12 protein-coding genes are annotated in these 19,188 nt (G+C 40.4%); 4 read left to right on the top strand and 8 right to left on the bottom strand.

The genetic code is table 11. From position 1 onward, the window contains the following. Nucleotides 1–9: 9 nt before the first annotated feature. The 3 genes from proV to AAEY94_RS16050 all read right to left on the bottom strand — a co-directional run bounded on the left by proV (nucleotide 10) and on the right by AAEY94_RS16050 (nucleotide 3,962). Nucleotides 10–1,236, bottom strand: a complete 1,227-nt coding sequence (gene proV / locus AAEY94_RS16060; RefSeq protein ID WP_350979242.1) for a glycine betaine/L-proline ABC transporter ATP-binding protein ProV — start codon at nucleotides 1,234–1,236, stop codon at nucleotides 10–12. Nucleotides 1,237–2,670: 1,434 nt separating this feature from the next. Further along, nucleotides 2,671–2,988 (bottom strand): chaperone modulator CbpM, encoded by a 318-nt coding sequence (locus AAEY94_RS16055; RefSeq protein ID WP_101088456.1) that lies wholly within the window; start codon nucleotides 2,986–2,988, stop codon nucleotides 2,671–2,673. 2 nt (nucleotides 2,989–2,990) lie between these two features. Beyond that, the gene (locus AAEY94_RS16050; protein ID WP_101088457.1) at nucleotides 2,991–3,962 is read right to left on the bottom strand and encodes a DnaJ C-terminal domain-containing protein; all 972 of its coding nucleotides are present in this window, start codon (nucleotides 3,960–3,962) and stop codon (nucleotides 2,991–2,993) included. A 1,056-nt stretch (nucleotides 3,963–5,018) separates the two neighbouring features. Here AAEY94_RS16050 and AAEY94_RS16045 point away from each other — a divergent pair. Together AAEY94_RS16045 and AAEY94_RS16040 are read left to right on the top strand one after the other, a co-directional pair. Beyond that, nucleotides 5,019–6,896 (top strand): DUF294 nucleotidyltransferase-like domain-containing protein, encoded by a 1,878-nt coding sequence (locus AAEY94_RS16045; RefSeq protein WP_350979241.1) that lies wholly within the window; start codon nucleotides 5,019–5,021, stop codon nucleotides 6,894–6,896. A 10-nt stretch (nucleotides 6,897–6,906) separates the two neighbouring features. Then, nucleotides 6,907–7,623: a 3'-5' exonuclease gene (locus AAEY94_RS16040; protein WP_101088459.1), complete on the top strand. Its 717-nt coding sequence runs from the start codon at nucleotides 6,907–6,909 to the stop codon at nucleotides 7,621–7,623. A gap of 78 nt (nucleotides 7,624–7,701) precedes the next feature. Here the strand turns inward: AAEY94_RS16040 and AAEY94_RS16035 are convergent, their stop codons facing one another. The 5 genes from AAEY94_RS16035 to AAEY94_RS16015 all read right to left on the bottom strand — a co-directional run bounded on the left by AAEY94_RS16035 (nucleotide 7,702) and on the right by AAEY94_RS16015 (nucleotide 15,883). Next, nucleotides 7,702–9,282 carry a BCCT family transporter gene (locus AAEY94_RS16035; protein WP_182744383.1) on the bottom strand — a complete coding sequence of 527 codons (1,581 nt, stop codon included), beginning with the start codon at nucleotides 9,280–9,282 and terminating at the stop codon, nucleotides 7,702–7,704. Nucleotides 9,283–9,832: 550 nt separating this feature from the next. Then, nucleotides 9,833–11,380 (bottom strand): methyl-accepting chemotaxis protein, encoded by a 1,548-nt coding sequence (locus AAEY94_RS16030; RefSeq protein ID WP_335692142.1) that lies wholly within the window; start codon nucleotides 11,378–11,380, stop codon nucleotides 9,833–9,835. Nucleotides 11,381–12,075: 695 nt separating this feature from the next. Continuing rightward, nucleotides 12,076–13,758 carry an ABC1 kinase family protein gene (locus AAEY94_RS16025; protein WP_350979240.1) on the bottom strand — a complete coding sequence of 561 codons (1,683 nt, stop codon included), beginning with the start codon at nucleotides 13,756–13,758 and terminating at the stop codon, nucleotides 12,076–12,078. A 10-nt stretch (nucleotides 13,759–13,768) separates the two neighbouring features. Beyond that, nucleotides 13,769–14,455: a DUF6781 family protein gene (locus AAEY94_RS16020; protein ID WP_350979239.1), complete on the bottom strand. Its 687-nt coding sequence runs from the start codon at nucleotides 14,453–14,455 to the stop codon at nucleotides 13,769–13,771. Nucleotides 14,456–15,001: 546 nt separating this feature from the next. Then, complete coding sequence (locus AAEY94_RS16015) at nucleotides 15,002–15,883, bottom strand: LysR family transcriptional regulator (RefSeq protein WP_101088464.1); 882 nt, start codon at nucleotides 15,881–15,883, stop codon at nucleotides 15,002–15,004. A 157-nt stretch (nucleotides 15,884–16,040) separates the two neighbouring features. Here AAEY94_RS16015 and AAEY94_RS16010 point away from each other — a divergent pair, with 157 nt between their 5' ends. Both AAEY94_RS16010 and AAEY94_RS16005 read left to right on the top strand, forming a co-directional pair. Continuing rightward, the gene (locus AAEY94_RS16010; protein ID WP_182744387.1) at nucleotides 16,041–16,661 is read left to right on the top strand and encodes a glutathione S-transferase family protein; all 621 of its coding nucleotides are present in this window, start codon (nucleotides 16,041–16,043) and stop codon (nucleotides 16,659–16,661) included. Between the two features lie 131 nt (nucleotides 16,662–16,792). After that, nucleotides 16,793–18,928 carry a pyridoxamine 5'-phosphate oxidase family protein gene (locus AAEY94_RS16005; protein ID WP_350979238.1) on the top strand — a complete coding sequence of 712 codons (2,136 nt, stop codon included), beginning with the start codon at nucleotides 16,793–16,795 and terminating at the stop codon, nucleotides 18,926–18,928. The last annotated feature ends 260 nt before the right edge of the window (nucleotides 18,929–19,188 follow it).

Below are 19,188 nucleotides of genomic sequence, written 5' to 3'. Positions count from 1 at the left end.
GCTAGTATTCTAAGATGCTGACTGCTCAAAATAAGTCCCCTTCTCTGCACGGTTTAAGGTACGAAGAAACAGATTTTTAGAAACAACTCCGCGATATCTATTTTCTGAGTTTACAACTGGAATAGGCCAAGAATGAGATGCTACCAAAGATAAAATGTCTTGAAGACTATCGGTTTCCTGAACAGATTTAGCTTCTGCAAGAAAGGCATGCTCAAGTTTGCTGGTACCATTTCCTTGGTCAATAGCGTCGCGCAGGGAATCTGAAGAGACAACACCTAAAAACCGGTGTTCTGAATCTAATACATAGGCAAATTCGCGATCTTTCATACTCAACATTTCTAATGTGGCTCGTGGGCTACCTGCTTTAGTATGCCAAACGACCGTTGGCTGGCTATCGCGGGCAATGTCCCCTGCGGAGATAACACCGGTTGGATCAACACCGCGGAAAAAAGCGCGTACATAATCGTCAGCGGGATTTTGCAAAATCTCTTCTGGCGTCCCGACTTGGATAACTTGGCCGCCCTGCATAATGGCAATTCGGTCACCAATACGTAGTGCTTCGTCTAAATCATGGGAGATAAAAATGATGGTGCGCTCATGACGATCTTGCAGTTTAAGCAGTTCATCTTGCATCTCTGTCTTAATAAGAGGATCAAGCGCCGAAAATGCCTCATCCATGAGCAAGATATCAGGATCAACCGCTAAACCTCGCGCCAATCCAACTCGCTGCTGCATACCACCACTTAACTCTTTGGGATATGCATTCTCCAAGCCTTCGAGTCCGACTTGTTTTAAAGCATCTAGAGCTCGCTCTTCACGTTGTTTCTTATCCATACCATCAAGCTCGAGTCCAAATGCAGCATTTTCTAACACTGTTTGGTGAGGCATAAGAGCGAAAGACTGAAAGACCATACTGGTTTTACTTCTGCGAAACTTTACCAGCTCATCCTTATTCATTTTGAGGATATTTTGACCATCAACTAACACCTCTCCAGACGTTGGTTCAATAAGCCTGTTTAGCATTCTTACTAGAGTTGATTTTCCTGAGCCGGACAGACCCATCACGACAAAAATTTCACCTTTGTTCACAGTAAAGCTTGCACCTTGAACTGCAACAGTTAGTCCTGTCTGTTCGTAAATTTCTTCTTTACTTTTCCCTTGTTCAAGTAATTTTACCCCCTTGCGAGGTTCAGAACCAAAAACCTTATAGAGATTTTTTATTACTATTTTTTCCATAATATTTTCCATGACGCTCTTTTACGCCGTTCTGCTTTTTTGTACTAACGCTACATAAAAAGCACGTGAATAAATTTTGCGCTGTTAAATATTTACCACACACTTTCGCGATATATTTTATACAGTAGTCCCTAAACGCTAATCATGTCAATGTTAGTGTTTTCAGAAATAGACATAAATCATTGAATTTAATTGTAAAAATAAAACCGAAATTACCCTTATATTTGTCAGGGGTAATTTATTGATTTAGTTGTCTACATCATCCTCGTTAACTAAGCACTATGTGGTTAATCATTTAGGCTTATCGTTAATTGGCTAGTTAGTAAATTTATAGGCTTCAGAAACTGAATTAATTTGCTGTTTTTTAATTCACATGAATCAAGTGTTTTATGCAGTGATGACTTATCTTTTCATGGCTAGATTATGAATATTTATCGTACGACTACACTACTACTTTGACTCACTAAGGTTATTGTTGGCTTATACTTTTGTTAAGAAGTATTACATGAGTTTTTCTGGTTTCTCTTGTCACATTAATTACGTTGATGCTCCTCGCCAAGCAAGTCACATCACGCGCCCTCTGTTTGATGGGTTATTTATGAGTGTTACCCCTGTCATCGCGGGTTGTAAGCGATGACAGCAAATTACAACCTTCGCCTATAGCCATTTAGAATGATTACAAAAACAGGATGATTATAGAGTCGGGATCGGATCACATTTAACATGATAGTGAAAATTCTATAACCGCAAATAATGATATTTGGTGATGCTGATAATAGCGATATTCGCCATGTGCCTAGCTTACTTGCGGTGATCCTAACAATGACGATGTTTATGTTTGTATCAGTGGCAATTATTCGTGAGAAAGAACTAGATAATACGGCGTTTTTAATTGTAACTCCGATGTCGCTATTGGATATTTTTAGCACCGCTACGCGCTGGTTTAGATTCGTTATTATTGGTATCTTTCTCGTCTATCTGTGTCTGTTTACCATTGACCTTGTTTATTAATACCATTGCAAAAAACCAACTTCAAACGCTGTAATTATCCATTATTATATTGATGTCATCGATTTGGTTGTCTGAATTTGTGTTCCTTTATTAAACGATGCCTATATGCGGCACAATCGGTAGAAGAAGCATTGCCTACAGCCCATTTATGGCCAGAGGCATTGTACTTAAATGAGCACAAGTAATGTCATTAGGCCACAATCAACAGTCATTATTCGGCTTTATGTATTTTAGCTGTATTGGTTTTTTAGCGGCAAAGAACGTTAATAAACCTTTATAAACAGCTTAAATAACGATAGTTAGGTAGCATTGATTAAATGACAGTCCTAAATCGCGGTACTTATATAATCAGGCTGCCGCTTAATCGCTACTGCCAATGAGAAGTGTAACGAGCCTTAACATCCAATAGTCAGCGATATGCCATTATATTTTAAACCGACTTAGTTGCTGTTTTAGCATATGGACTTCATGATCTAATCGGTCTCTTTCATCGAGTAATTGTAAAATTAAACCAATGCCACCCCAGTCGAGTGCCAGATCACGTTGAATGCGTGTGGCTTTTTTAACTTGATGTAAATTCTCGACACTAAATTGCCATGTTTCTATCACCTCGCCCTGCAATGGAATCGCAATACTGTGCTCCACAAGTTCAAGTAGTAAGGCTGAGCTGATATCACTGCACTCACACAGTTCATCACTACTCAACCAACAATCTTGTTCGCTTATATTAATCTGCAGCATCGTTATTTACTCCAACTGGCACGTGGGTCGAATTTATTTTTCTCTGCTAATTCAGTCCACAATTGTGTGCTTGTTTCGTCTGGTGATGTCGGGACGACTATTTTGAGTACAGCAAATAAGTCCCCATGTACTTTTTTACTGAGTAAGCCTTTTCCTTTTATACGTAATCGCTGTCCTGACTGACTATTAGCAGGGATAGTGAGCTGAATATGACCGGTTAACGTGGGCAGTTTAAGCTTGGTACCCAGCACGGCTTCCCATGGCGCTATTGGCACAACAATGCTCAAATCTCGGCCATCAACATCAAACATGGGATGAGGCACAAACCGAATTTGTAAATAGAGATCGCCATTGTCGGCCTTGGTCGGTCCCGGACCGCCCTGTCCTTTCAAGCGAATACGTTCGCCATTAACAACGCCAGCAGGAATTTTAACTTTTAACGATTTAGGTTGCTCAACGATACGACCGCTAGGTTCTCGTTGTTGTAAGGTAAACTCGACTGGCTTAAGAGTATCGACCAATGTTTCTTCGAGAAACATCGGAAACTCAATTTCAATATCTTGGCCTTTTGGGGGCTGGGTTTGGCGTTGCCTATGTTGGCCACCTTGTTCAAAACCACCGTGGCTTGAACCAAAAATTGAACTAAAAAAGTCTGAAAATTCTTGATCGGTTTGAGGATCGCTTTGCTGTTGTCCCCAATTTTGACTGGCGCCATTCGCTCCACCTTGATTGGCATAGCTATTTTGGGTTCTATTAAGATGATGATGACGTAACTCGTCATATTCGGCTCGCTTTTTAGTGTTATGCAACACCTCATAGGCTTCACCAATTTCTTTGAATTTTTCTTCTGCATCTGGATGTTTACTCACATCGGGATGATACTGCACGGCGAGTTTTTTATAAGCGACCTTTACCGCTTTATCATTCGCTTTAGGGTCTATGCCTAATACAGTGTAATAGTCTTTAAAATTCATTTTATCCCCTCACAGAGAGCAAGTTTGCAACGGATCAATAAACAGCTTTTAACCCATCTACAGTAATCAGTTTAGGCCCACAGACAAACTATACGCTTGATCTTGATCAACTCTATTACAGTATGGTCAGGTTAGATAATGAGCATTAATTGATTAAAAAACATCTCTCCTTTAAATAACACTACATCAGCATAGCCCTATGAAATGGATTTATATCCTAAACACTATGCCTTAACTTCATTCACAAAAGTGCCAAGCTTAGTTAACAATATAAAGCTAACTCAATGACACAATAGCAGTACTATCATCCATTTTTGAACACGATGACACCTTACACAACGGCATGAAAGCATAGTGTCAGCAGCATAAATTTGATCTGTAAAATATTCAGCCAAAATGGATAACACGCCCATCATCTCGGGCTATATATGTTGATAAATATCAATAAATTGACTTAGATTGTGCTGCTTAGTCTTGCTTAGTCTTGCTTAGTCTTGCTTAGTCTTGCTTAGTCTTGCTTAGTCTTGCACTTAAATTAACTGGCACCTCGAGTGCTGCGTTTGCTATCGAGTTGCATTACGTTCTACAACCTTATATCGATGTTCACATAACAAGAGACACTGCGTCATAAATAGTCTTTATCCTCAGAGAAAATTTTTATTTTTAACTTCTATGGTGTTAATTACGCACGAATAAGTGCGGATAGATTAACCACTTAGGCTGGAATTTATAAAATTGCCTTATTAAATCGAACAGTAAATGTCATCATTGATGACAATATTCAGCAATGTCACTTGTTTCACCAAATTAACTCAATATCTAACCACACAAAAATGCTTTGGGTACAATATCAGAACAGCAGTGCTACTATGGCTAATAACATAAGTAGATTATCGTTCGTCTTGGCTAGGCCACCATCATTACTGCTTAACACGTAAAGGTAACTAATGGCCTCAGCAACCGCTATATATTCGAACACAATAGCAATTTTCACTCGTATAATAGCTAAATAGATATTAATAATTCTCCAGTCATCACCAACTAGCAGGTCTATTCATGACAGCCGAAGTACTCGAAATTCAGAGCTTTATTGCTCAGTACGCCCCATTTGATCAGCTTCCAGAACAAGTGTTAATTGACGTTGCTAAAAGTGTTGAGATTTCTTATTACCGCACAGATAGCATGATTGTTAACTTTAATGACAACGTTAAAGAGCTATATATGATCCGCAGCGGAGTCGTAGAGTTATATCGCCGTAAAGGTGAACTTTATAATCGTTTAGACCAGGGTCAGTTATTTGGACAAATGGGCTTGTTAACCAATAATAAAGTGCGCTTCCCAGCCAAAGCGGTAAAAGATACGCTGGTATACTGTATTCCTGAGTCGGTATTCAATGATTTGTGCGAGAATTATGATGATTTTGCTGATTTTGTTGAAGCTGAGGATTCCACCCGTTTAAAACAAGCGGTAAAAGGAAAAACCGATGATGCTAATGCACTGACCACTTCCAAAGTAAAAACCTTAGTCACCAGAGAGCCTGTGGTTCTGACCTGTAATAGCAGCATACAAGCTGTGGCCAAAATCATGGCCGAAGAGAATATATCTGCGGTATTAATTAATGACCCAGATATAGATGATCAACAAGATAGCAGTTTCGTTGGTATTATTACCGAACATGATCTCTGCGCTAAGGTCATTGCAGCCGGGGTAAGTGTTGATAATCCTATTTCACAAGTCATGTCGACCGATTTAATTTCGCTGGATCACAACGCGTATATTTTTGAAGCGATGTTGCTTATGCTGCGCAACAATATTGATCATCTGCCCATTCTAAAAAATAAGAAACCGATTGGTCTGATTGAAGTTGCGGATATCATTCGCTACGAATCGCAAAATAGTTTGTTATTTGTAAGCAGTATCTTCCAGCAAAAAAGTAGCGAAGATTTAGTGCTGCTTTCTGCGGAGTTAAAAAACTGTTTTGTACGCATGGTTAACGAAGACGCTAATTCACACATGGTCGGACGGGCAATGTCTGAAATCGGTCGTAACTTTAAACAGCGTTTATTAGAACTTGCAGAAGAAAAGTTCGGCCCGCCACCTGTTCCATATTGCTTCTTAGCTCTGGGTTCGATGGCTCGAGATGAACAGCTAATGGTGACCGATCAGGATAATGCTATTATCCTGGATAATAGCTATAACGTTGCGTTGCATGGAGCATATTTTGAAAAATTAGCAGATTTTGTTTGTGATGGTTTAGCTGCCTGCGGGTACAGTTACTGCACCGGTGATATTATGGCAAGTAACCCTGAATACCGTAAAACACGCGAACAATGGGAAGAATGTTTCGGTGACTGGATAGAAAACCCCAACCCTCAAGCCTTATTAAACTGCTCTATTTTCTTTGATCTTACGGGGGTTTATGGTCGCATAAAATGGGCCGAACAACTCAATGCCTTTATCTTAAGTAAAGCCAAGAAAAACAACCGCTTTTTAGCCTGTTTAGCACACAATGCCCTCAACCGAAAACCACCTCTGGGATTCTTTAAAGATTTTGTGATGGAAAAAGATGGGCGTCATAATAACTCTATCAATTTAAAACGTCGTGGTACTGCGCCATTGGCCGATTTGATCCGAGTGCATGCCCTTGCCATCGGCTCACAATCACAAAACTCATTTGAACGTTTAGAAGACATTATCGATTCGGGTATTCTGCCCACATCCAAGGGCGAAGATTTACAACATGCCATGGAGCTTATTTCTTTGGTTCGTTTGCGTCATCAGTCAACAGACATAGAGTCTGGGATTGAGCCTGATAATAATATTGAACCCGAAAGTATGTCTGATTTTGAAAGACGCAACCTTAAAGATGCTTTTTTAGTGTTAAGCAATGCGCAAAACTTTTTAAAATATCGCTACAGTTCTAACAAACTTTAAAGGTTAACTCATGACTAATTTCAGCGACCAGGAGATTTTAAACTGGCAAGCCTTTCTAGAATTAAAAGCCAATAACAGTAAAGATAAACGCCTGCATGATTTTTATCATGCAGGTACTTATCATAATGAAACACCATTAAGTGATATTGAGTTTGTCGCATTGGATTTTGAAACTACCGGTTTAGATTCACAGCAAAACAGCATCATTAGTATTGGGCTAGTACCATTTAATTTACAGCGAATTTTTTGTAGTAAAGCAAAAAAATGGTATCTCAACCCTATCGATAAATTACAAGAAAACTCAATTATTATTCACGGTATTACCCACTCAGATTTACAAGGTGCACCAGATTTGTTGTTGATTTTGGAGCAGCTTTTAAATGAATTGGCTGGAAAAGTTGTGGTGGTGCATTATCGGCATATTGAGCGTGATTTTCTTGACCACACTTTACGCATGTTGATTAATGAAGGTATTGTGTTTCCGGTTATCGATACCATGCAGATTGAGGCTAATGTGCAACGGGCGAAGTCACAAGGGTTGCTTAATTTATTTAAAAGAAAGCGCACAGAATCAATTCGGCTTGCCAATAGCCGTGAACGTTATCACTTACCTGCTTATGCACCCCATGATGCGTTAACCGATGCAATTGCCACCGCAGAGTTACTGCAGGCTCAAATTAAATATCATTTTAGTCCAGACACTGCGATTGACAAATTATGGTTGTAATGTGCTTTGATTGATCAAAAATTATGCTTAAAAAAAAGCCGATGAATCAATCATCGGCTTTTTTGTAGCAAATAAAAACTAGTTTTTATTATGTTTTTCAGTGCGCATACCCATCAACAAACTGACACACATTACCAATAAAATAATGGTAAAGGGTAAGGCCGTCGAAATGGCACCTGCTTGTAATGCCTCAATCGCCTGAGTGCCACCAACCCAGAGTAATACCGCTGCGATAGCACCCTCAATTGTAGCCCAAAAAATACGTTGTGGGATCGGCGCATCAATTTTACCACCGGCAGTAATACTGTCTATCACCAACGACCCGGAATCGGAAGAGGTAATAAAGAAAACCAGTACCAGTAGCACAGCTATCATTGATAAAATATTGCCTAATGGCAGTGCATCAAACATCTGGAACATAGCAAGCGGAACGTCCGTTAGTCCTTCACTGCCTAATATGCCGACCTCATTGACAACTTGGTCAATAGCGACACCACCAAATACTGACATCCATAAGATAGTCACTGATGTTGGTATAATTAATACTGCAGTAAGAAATTCACGTACCGTACGGCCACGAGAAATACGAGCAATAAACATACCCACAAATGGAGACCATGAAATCCACCATGCCCAATAAAACACGGTCCAGCCGTGCATCCAAGCTTCATCTTCACGACCAATTGGATTACTCAAGGGAATGATATTCTTAACATAACCCATTACTGTGGTAGGAATAGTGCCCATAGAAACAGCAGCGGTCACAAGCGCAACAAAGACAACTAAAACAACAGCAAGTAACATATTGACGTTACTGATTACTTTAACACCACCTTCAAGCCCGCGTACCACAGAGACAATAGCCAGCATGGTCACTACAACAATAATAGTGATTTGCAAGGATAGGTCACCTTCAATACCAAACACGTGCTGGAAACCACCCGCAGCTTGTTGAGCACCTAAACCGAGTGATGTTGCCAAACCAAATAATGTGGCGATTACAGCTAAAACATCAATCACATGTCCGGGCCAACCCCAGGTACGGTCGCCTAATATAGGATAAAAAGCAGAACGTATGGAAAGCGGTAAGCCTTTGTTGTACGCAAAGAAAGATAACGATAAGGCGACTACGCCATAAACCGCCCAAGGGTGTAATCCCCAATGGAACATAGTTGCACCCAGTGCAAGCTCTGCTGCTGCCGGGGTATTGGCGACCACATTCAGTGGTGTTTCATACCAGCCGGTGTAATACGCTAACGGTTCTGCAACGCCCCAAAACATCAAACCAATACCCATACCTGCAGCAAAAAGCATCGCTATCCAGGAAAGTCTTGAATGATCGGCTTTTGCGCCGTCACCACCTAGGCGAATTTTACCATAAGGTGAAACAATTAATGCCAGACAGAAGATCACAAATAGATTCATAGACCACATAAAGAGGCCGTCAAATGCACTTATTATCTGCCATTTCATACCATCTAAAAATTCTTTTGATGTTGCCGGGTCGATAATTAAAATGGCAATTAAAAAAATAGCGATTAAGCCTGCACTCGTTCCAAATACAGGGTTATGTATATCAAAACCCCATTTTTGAATGTTATCTTGCCCGACAGTATAATCGGAGTTATCTATACTGTATTTGTCCTTATTTATCTTCATAAAACCTCAATTAGAGCCGCCTTGCCCTATTAAATTGATACTCGATTGCATCTTCAGGCAAAGATTTTAACAAAATCGGCTCGTGATTTCAGGCTTATTTCAAAATCAGGTTAATTTAAAAATAAAAAACATATAAATAATCATATATTTATATATCACATTCTGTATTTTCGCTTCACCAAACACGAAAATAAATAACAGCTATTAACAGGCTAATTTTGCGATCACTTTTGTTGCAGGTTTTAGCCTTAAACAGAAAAGCCTAAATATTTAACTTATTAGCCTTTAAAGACTAATAAGTTAAAGATAATGTTTTTACCGATATGAATAAACGGTATGTTTATGGGCGGTTTCTACAAGGTAATAATTTTAGCTTACTTGATTTTTTTACGCTGCTAATGTTGATTGTTAATAACGCACAACAATTAAATTTAGATTGCTGTTCATGTTGGAACTTAGTCAATGAATGAAAAACATGATTCCCCTGTGTTAAGTTTCGTTGGCAACATACTCATAAAATCATAAAAATTAGCCGGATAGAGCTAATTATTTATGACTCTTCGGCCTTATAACCAATTCTAAATCCTCCCCAATGTTTGCCGTTAACGTAAATTGGTGCAGAGAGATCATGCATCACCTCACCGGTATCACGCTTATATGTTTGCAGTAAAAAACTTTCAGTATTGTTGCCGCATCGCTTTCCTGTAGGGTCATTAAAGATGCGTTTGGTGCGATTACCAGCAAGATCTTGCTCCCGGTTTCCGCTTAAAGGCTGAGAAAATTTGATATTGTGGGTAGGAAAATACCCTCTTACATCTACAGCTCCGGCATAAATAATATCGGTGTTATTTTTTAAAATGGCCTCTTGAATGCTAGGTAAATTGGAGTCTGTAAAACGGTCAAAACCAGTGGTAAATTTTTGAGGGTCGGTTTTAGGGATTGGCTGGTAATTTGAGTCAAATAATTGGGCTTGTGTGAGTGAACCTTTTAACAGAGCATTTTCAAAAATCGCTCCGACATCAGCCGCAGCATTGAGTGCGACATTAGCGATAATTGCGTGTTTATCCGATAAATCGAAACTTTGTAAATGACGAAATATCTGCTCTGCAAAGCCACTAAGCTCAAGAACTCGATCTGAAGCTTCTATTAAGTCGGTATCAACTTTGAGTATAGAGGCCCCTATTCCTTCAATATTGGCACCTATGCCATTGGTGTTATCAACGGTAAAACCTACAGTTTGATCCATTTGCAGCATTTCGCTTGCTGCATCGGCCATGCTTTCTTGGCTTGCCTTTGTAAGAATATAAATCTCATTCATACGCTGAGAGAGTTTTCCCCCCATGTCACTGACTCGTTGCATTGCTTGTACAGATTGAATGCTATTTTCACCAATTTCTGACAGCAATGATTCTATACCTTGCGTTGCTTCAGCCGTTTTATGTGCCAGATTACGAACTTCATCGGCAACCACGGCAAATCCTCTGCCTTGTTCACCAGCTCTAGCCGCTTCAATTGCAGCATTGAGTGCCAACATATTGGTTTGATCAGATAGTTTATTAATAGTGTCGGTGATACTGCTTATAGCGTTTGCTTTGTTGTTAAGTTCTATTAATAACACTGCTGTTGATTCAATTTCAGTAGACAAGCTGCGTTGTTGTTCATCAACTTGTTTTATTTCTTTGGCGTAGCTTGAAGCTTGGGTATTTGCCTCTTCAACCAGTAAACGTACTTTGGCTGATTGGCCTAACAGTTGTTGAGCACCTTGCTCTAAATTACCCGCACGCTCTGATATTTCTTGAACATGCTTAACTTGCAAACCCATTGCATGTGCTAGGTTTTCAATAAAAAATGACACTTCAGCCCCACCAATAGCAATTCGAGTGGCGGCTTTACTGATACCACTCGCAACATGCTCATCTTTTTGAGATGACTCAAGGATTTCTGGGCTTATTTGTTTTTTGTGGGTAAGCAGTAGCGTGGCTACAGACGCGAGTGCGATCAATAATGCATACAGCCAAGGAGGTAAGGTTAAATAACTCAGCAGTACAGTGATGGCAAATACCACTAAACCATTAATCAAAATCATTCTATTTAGCATGAATACTCCAATCCATTTTTACTCAGGTTAGCACTCTCTATGTCATTGTTGGCTATCGACTTTGGTCTAAGCGTTAATCGTCATCTCAACCGATGCGTTTAAAGCGTATCAATGACGTAATAGTGACATTGCATGATCTTGTTATTGCACATTATTTTCATAGATTGTTTTTCAACAAGCATTGCGTGACCGATTCAAGTATTTGAGTGAAGTTTACCGATGCAACAATTTGACATAACAGTCAGTACTAATACCTAAAGCAGCACTAATGAAACGTTTTTTGTTATCAATAGAGCACATAAATAACATGTCGATTTACCGCAAAAAACCAACGATTAGTTAAGAAAAAGTCTCTTCACATTTGAATTAGATAAAGCGTTAGTGACTACATCAATTAAGTACAAATGTAGTTTATAGATTTTAAACGTCAGATTTTACACGTTAGGCGTTAGGCAACATTGAGTGTTTGCAACTTCTTGTCACCTTTTAGACTAAATGGTCTGATCATTCAGCTTGTTTTTGGAAGGAATGGTTATGTTTTACACTGAATCAATGGAGCAGTTACTCATATCGTACAAAACAGCAAAGGTAATATGATTTACTCTTATCGAGGTCTATTTTTAATACTTTGGCACTGCAAAGCTGCATAAAATTTAATGCAGCCTCATGTTTATTATTGATGTAGTGATAATTTGCTACTTCCAGCGCCCACTTGACCAAATAGAGAATAACAACCAAATCCCACCGACGGCAGCACTCAGAAATCCAAGTATGCCAAATAACGGCAAACCAAATAAAGTTGGTCCTCCATCAACTGTCATCACAATAGAAGATCCAATAATCATGGCCGCTACCACATTACCAATGGCGACTCGACTAGCAGCACGATCAAGTTGATTGCCAAAGGCTTTTAGTCTTGTGACATCAATATGCAGCTGAAATCTACCACTACGGGCTGAACGTAAAAGTTGTTGTAAGTCTTGCGGTAATCCACTTAACAATTCACCGGTATCGACAATGGCTTGCCAACCTCTTTTGGCCAATGCGTCTGGTGCGTATCGTTCTAACATTAACTGGTGTAATAATGGTTTTGCTTCAGACACCATATTAAAGTCAGGATCTAATTGCAGGGCAACACCTTCAAGCGCAATTAATGCTTTGATCAATATAATAATATCAGGAGGTAAGCTGAGGCCATATTCTCTAAGCAGTGATATCAGTTCAGTCAACATCATGCTCAAATGGAAACTTTTTAACGAAATGCCATGATACTTATCAACAAATTCTTCTACTTCAAAAGTAAGATTCTCACTATTGAGCGGAGGATCGCCAGCCCAAGTCAGTAATACATCAACAACACGAGAAGCATCCAATTCAACCATGCTATGTAAAAGTTGCACCACTTGATGGCGGCGTTGGGAAGACAATCGTCCCACCATGCCAAAGTCAATAAATGCGATTCGATTTTCAGGCAGATAAAAAATATTACCTTGATGGGGATCCGCATGATAAAAACCATCAATTAAAATCATTTTCAACGCAGCTTGACCACCATACTTAGCTAACAGCTTCCTATCTAATCCAGCCTGCTCCACTGCTGCTATATTCCGTCCAGAAATACCATCAATAAACTGTTGAACATTGACGCGTTCACTGCACCACGACCAATACACTTTTGGAATAACGATGTTAGGGTTACTTTTGAAATTGTTTGCCACCCTTTCAGCATTACGACACTCGGCCAATAAATCCAGTTCCCGCCTTAGAGAATGGGTAAATTGACGGACCACCTCACGAGGCCTAAAACGGCGTAGTGTCGGTGACTCTGACTCCATCACCTCTGCAATACGGGCAAGTAAACGTAGATCAGCTTCCATAACAGGTCTTATGCCTGGCCTGCGAACCTTAATAATGACTTCAGCACCATCGTGTAGGCGAGCCCGATGAACTTGGGCAATCGATGCGGCAGCAAAAGGGGTTGGATTAAATTCGGCAAAAGCCTGTTGCGGACTACAACCTAAGTCTTCCTGTAACTGTTTACAGATTAATTCAAATGATACCGGCGGCGCATGATTCTGCAATTTTTCAAATTCAGCAGTCCACTCTGGTGGAAATAGGTCTGAACGCGTAGCAAGGATCTGTCCTAGTTTGATAAAGGTTGGTCCCATTTCTGCCAGTGCATGGCAAAACCTAACCGGTGATTCTAACTGGGTTATTTCAGCTGCATGCTTCCAATGCAGAGCCTTACCGGCGACATTAAACACATTAGCAAGGCCAAGCCTGCGCAACACATCGCCGAAGCCATAACGAATTAAAACCGAAGCAAGCTCATTCAGTCGGCCAATATCTCGCGCGGTACCTAACGTTTCCCAAAGCATGCTTCACCCATTATTGACTCTTATTTGAGTTGGAATTAGATGTTGATTTCTCATTCAATTTTTGTGCAAAAGCATCAAGAAAACCTGCTGCCGCATAAGCGAGGTTACGGGTTACTTTAGCTGCAGAATCGACTCCAGCTGCCACCGTGTCGCTTAACCGCTCAGTTAATTGTTGGTTTAATAATGTAGAAACTTCAGTTACTTTCTGGCCGACGGCGGTGCCGCTTACTCGACCATGACGAGCCAAATCATTTAAAGTAACGGATACCGCCTCATTAGCCTCTTTTGCCACGTCTTTTAACGTCTCTAAATACATAGCTTCAAGTTCACTAAGGTCATTAATGGTGCGCTGTAAATCTTGTTTACTAAAGGTGTTAACATGCGAACTGGCTTCTTCAACAGCTAATTTGGATGCCTCTACGGCAGAACATAAGGCATCCTCAAGCCCAGCAACCGCCTTAGTGAGCTGGTGGGTTTGACCATCACGACTATGAATAACTGCACCTAAACCGGCACCTTTAATCACGCAGCGTGCAATCTGTGAGAGCTCATTGAGGTCTAATTTTCCTTCACTCAATGCTTTAAGAGTAATGCACCGAACGGTGTCCCGAATATCCTTATCTGCCTCAACCGCCTCTTTAATGTCTCCTTCGAGATTGTCACGATGTTTATTGGTATCACTTTTAGCTTTACTCATATTGATTCACCTATAAAACGTCAGGCTGCTAGGACAATCCAAACATTATCGGTCTATTAATGCTGCTATTTTACCTTTTTGCTAACCCACCTTGGCTAAGTAGAGCTGAAAGAATCTGATACATAACAGCAAATAAAAATAACACTTACCTAATAAATTTAAGTCAAATGTGTCGATGAAACCTTGATGCACCTCAAAGATGTCGTAAATAACGGACAATAATCACACAGCCCTGAAACCTCACTTTTTTAAATGTTTATATTTATGTGAATGTTAAAAATCTAAATCCACTAAATGTCCGAAGCGGTCGAGAAGACGAACTGGAGTATTTTAAACTCAGCAACAATTCAAACATTTACTATTGCGTTGAGCGGCCGTTAAGTAATTGGATTGTAAGATATTTTTAATAGCGTCAATTATGATACTCAGTTGAATTAAACTAAGTTCTAAGTGTATCAATGACCTCATCGACATATCGAATAGCATCATCAATGCAGGTTTAATGGTCAATAGCCCTAAGCTGATACGATATTATTTTAGATAAAATTATCCTAACGCCGTTACTAAGTGATCTATCAATTTTCTAATCCGAGCTGTTAAATGACGTGCAGAAGGATATACAGCGTATAAGTTAAATACGCTAACCATCTTATCGTCAAACAACAATACCAACTCACCACTTTTAAGAAAGGGTTCAACGGTGTACAGCGGACAACGACCAATACCTAAACCTCCAACGGCCATATGCGCGACCGCCCGAGGCGAATTTGCCGTAAAAGACCCATTTACCCGATATTTTTGTTCTGTGCCAGCAACCGTAAAGGCCCAATGCTCCGGATCTGCTGACGATGATTGTAATAAACAATTATGTGTTGATAAATCGCTAGGATGTAATGGTTCACCATGTGTATTGATATATTCCGGTGATGCAAACACCACTAATCGCATAGTAAGCAACTTACGAGCAATAAGCGTAGAATTTTGCAGTGGACCAAAACGAATGGCGAGATCAAAACCTTCGTCAAGTATATCGACATGCTGATCGGACAGATGCAGATTGATAGACACTTTAGGGTGTGCAATTTGAAAAGGTCGAATCGCTTCTACCAATTCCCTTGACCCAAATCCTGTTGGCGCAGTAATACGAATAGGCCCCGCAAGTTCGGATTGACGCTCTTGAACTAAACCTTCTAACTCATCAAATTGATCAATTATAAACACGCAGCGTTCAAAATACGCGAGTCCTGTATCACTCAAAGTGACACGTCTAGTTGTCCGATGAATAAGTTGCGCACCTAAACGGGCCTCTAACTGTCGCACATGCTTGCTGGCCAAATTAGTACTAATACCTAGCTGTTTTGCCCCCGCCGTAAACGATTTTTGCCCCGCGACCGCAACAAAAATACGCATACTATCAATTGTATCCATAGATGATCCTCACATGAGTAATGACCATTAATAACAGCCATTAATATTATATCCATAATAGAGATAATGTTTCAATAAAACAGGTCATTGTATTTATGCCGTGTGAACTTTATTCTTTTCTCACGCACAAATCATTCAACCCTTAAAGGAACACATCATGTCTAATGCCATTAAAATTCACAGTTTCCCACTTTCAGGTCATGCTCATCGCGTGCAGCTATTTGCGAGTGTCGCGGGGATTGCGCACAACATTATCCACGTAGATCTTCCTGCTGGGGAGCATAAACAAGCACCGTTTCTTACCCTTAACCCTTTGGGTTTGGTCCCTGTTATTGAAGACGGTGATGCAGTTGTTCACGACTCAATTTCAATCCTCATTTATCTGGCGCGTAAATATGCGCCTTCGTTTATCCCTCAAGATCTGCAACATGAAGCAGAAATGCATCGTTTTCTTGCGATGTCAGCGGGCGAAATCTCTTATGGCGTAGGCGCAGCGAGATTAATTAATGTTTTCAATTCACCATCAGATCCGGTGTTTGCTAAAGCCACAGCAGAAAAAGCGTTAACAAAATTAGAAGCACAACTTATCGACCAAGATTATTTGGTCGCAAATAAAATCAGCTTAGCTGACTTTGCTATATACAGTTACGTTGCTCATGCACCTGAAGGCGATGTGTCATTAGCACCTTACCCAAATGTACGTCGCTGGTTAACAAACATTGAAGGGTTGAGAGGATTTGTTGCTATGCCAGCAACCAAAGCTGGATTAGTAGCATAAGACGACTAGCTCTGCACAGCTCGCACATCCACTGCGGATTTTTGGTACCGATGAATTTGTGAGCCAGTCGTAGGGCATGTTGATTTATTCAATATCCAGTGCCACCGAAATCCCGCTAAGAGATGCCTATTATGCAAAACCAAACTCGCGATAAGACCCATCAAAAATCAGCTTTATCGCCATTTCATCCTGGTGAACAGAACATTCAGGATCGTGTTGGTAAACGCGCTGTGATGGAGAGTTTTGGACAACGCGCAATACGTCCATACATTCCAGAACAACATCGTGAGTTTTATCAACAACTGCCGTTTATTGTTGCTGGCAGTGTTGACCAACAAGGTTGGCCTTGGGCATCGATACTTTCGGGATATCCAGGATTTATAACATCACCAGACTCAACAACATTAACGATTAACGCATCGGCAATAGCTGGAGACCCTATCGCACCACAACTAAGAAATGATGGTAGTCCTTTAGGTTTACTTGGTATTGAAATGCACTCTCGTCGTCGTAATCGTGTAAATGGCCGGGTTAATAAAATCAGTCCTACTCATTTTTCAATATCTGTCGATCAATCTTTTGGCAATTGTCCGCAATATATACAAAGCCGCAGTATTCAATTTAATAAACAATCTCACGTCACTAATCCGGCCTCTAACATAGAAGAATTTACGGTATTGAGTCATGATGTTAGTAAGATAATCCGTGATGCTGATACCTTTTTTGTGTCCAGTTATGTGCCAGCTAAAGAACACCCTGAACATGAAGGTGTCGACATTTCACACCGTGGAGGACGGCCTGGTTTTGTGAAAGTAGACGGCAATACACTGACTATTCCTGATTATTCAGGCAACAATTTTTTTAACACTCTCGGTAACTTTTTGGTTAACCCTAAAGCAGGCTTGATATTTATCGACTTTTCGACTGGTGACTTATTTATGTTAACCGGCACTGTCGAATTATTATGGGAAGACACTCCAGAAGTCAGCGCTTTTAAAGGTGCTGAACGAGCATGGCGTTTCACTCTCAGCCACGGAGTGACATTAAGGAATGCACTACCCTTTCGCGCATCGTTTACTGCGTATTCACCAAATACTTTAATGGCTGGTGATTGGGAACAAGCACATGCTTCACTGGCAGCTGAAGCCACAAGAGAATCGTGGTTATCTTATACAGTCAAACGTATTGAAGATGAGAGTAGTGTTATTCGTTCATTTTATGTAGAACCAAAAGACAACACCCCGTTAGTGTCTTCAAAAGCGGGGCAGTTTTTAACGGTGCGTCTTACCCCACCCAATGCAAACACAGCCGTGATAAGAACTTATACCGTATCATCAACACCAGACGACATGTATTACCGCATTTCAGTTAAACGAGAAGCTAATGGCACTATTTCGCAATGCTTACACGATAATGTGCGCATCGGCGATGTTATTGAAGCTAAAGCTCCTTCGGGTAATTTTTATATTGATGCAGCAGAAAAGCGCCCGGCCGTATTAATCGGCGCAGGCGTAGGGATTACGCCAATGATTGCGATGACCTCGCATATCCTAAATGAAGCTGAGCGTACCCGTCATTTAAGACCATTGACCATATTACACGCCGCCAAAACGACCCAACAACGCGCTTTTACACAAAACTTCCGTGATGCTGAAATAAAATCTAATGGTAAAATTCGATACTATTCAATTATCACTCAGCCTAATGAGCAGGAAAAAATAGGCATTGATTTTAATGCAATCGACCACATTACCGCCGATACACTTCGGCAAATATTAGCACTAGACGATTATGATTTTTACTTATGTGGTCCACCTGCGTTTATGCAAGCACTCTATGATGAAATACGCAGTTTAGGAGTAAGTGATGCACGTATTTTTGCCGAAGCGTTTGGGCCTGCGGCACTTATTCGCCAAATCGATAATGAATCAATGTTACTTGAAGAAAAAAAGTCACTTGCAGCAGAAAACGAAGCCGATGAAGCCGTCATCAAATTTGTTAAGTCTGGTTTTGAACAAAGATGGAACGCAAATGATGCGACACTTTTAGAAACAGCAGAAAACCATGGGCTCACGCCTAACTTCAGTTGCCGTAACGGAACTTGCGGCACGTGCGCAGTAAGACTGCTAAAAGGATCAATCACTTATCGAACTAAGCCAGTGGTCACTCCAACCGAAGGTGAGGTATTGCTTTGTTGTGCGGTTCCTAAAAAACAATCATCACACAGCAATTTAACTGAAATAAGCATCGTCGAAATCGATTTATAAGCGTTGTAACACATAACGATACCGCCATTGATGAATGAACGTTATGAAAATAAAACCACAACGGCCTGCTTTCACCGCAGTATCCACTTGCCAAAAGATAGCACGCCATAATATACCGCTACAGCAACGGTATTATGGTGTGCTTCTGGTATTTGATTTCATTTGCTCACCTAAAGTCATGTACGAGGCAATAATATTACCTCTATTTAGGTGGCTAAAATACCATGTCACTACACAATTAGTTGCCGTACTTCTTCATG

It is taken from the genome of Shewanella sp. AC34-MNA-CIBAN-0136 (assembly GCF_040309945.1).
In the GTDB taxonomy this organism is placed as follows: domain Bacteria; phylum Pseudomonadota; class Gammaproteobacteria; order Enterobacterales; family Shewanellaceae; genus Shewanella.
The sequence above is the reverse complement of the archived record's forward strand: the minus strand, read 5'-3'. Positions and strand labels throughout refer to the sequence as shown.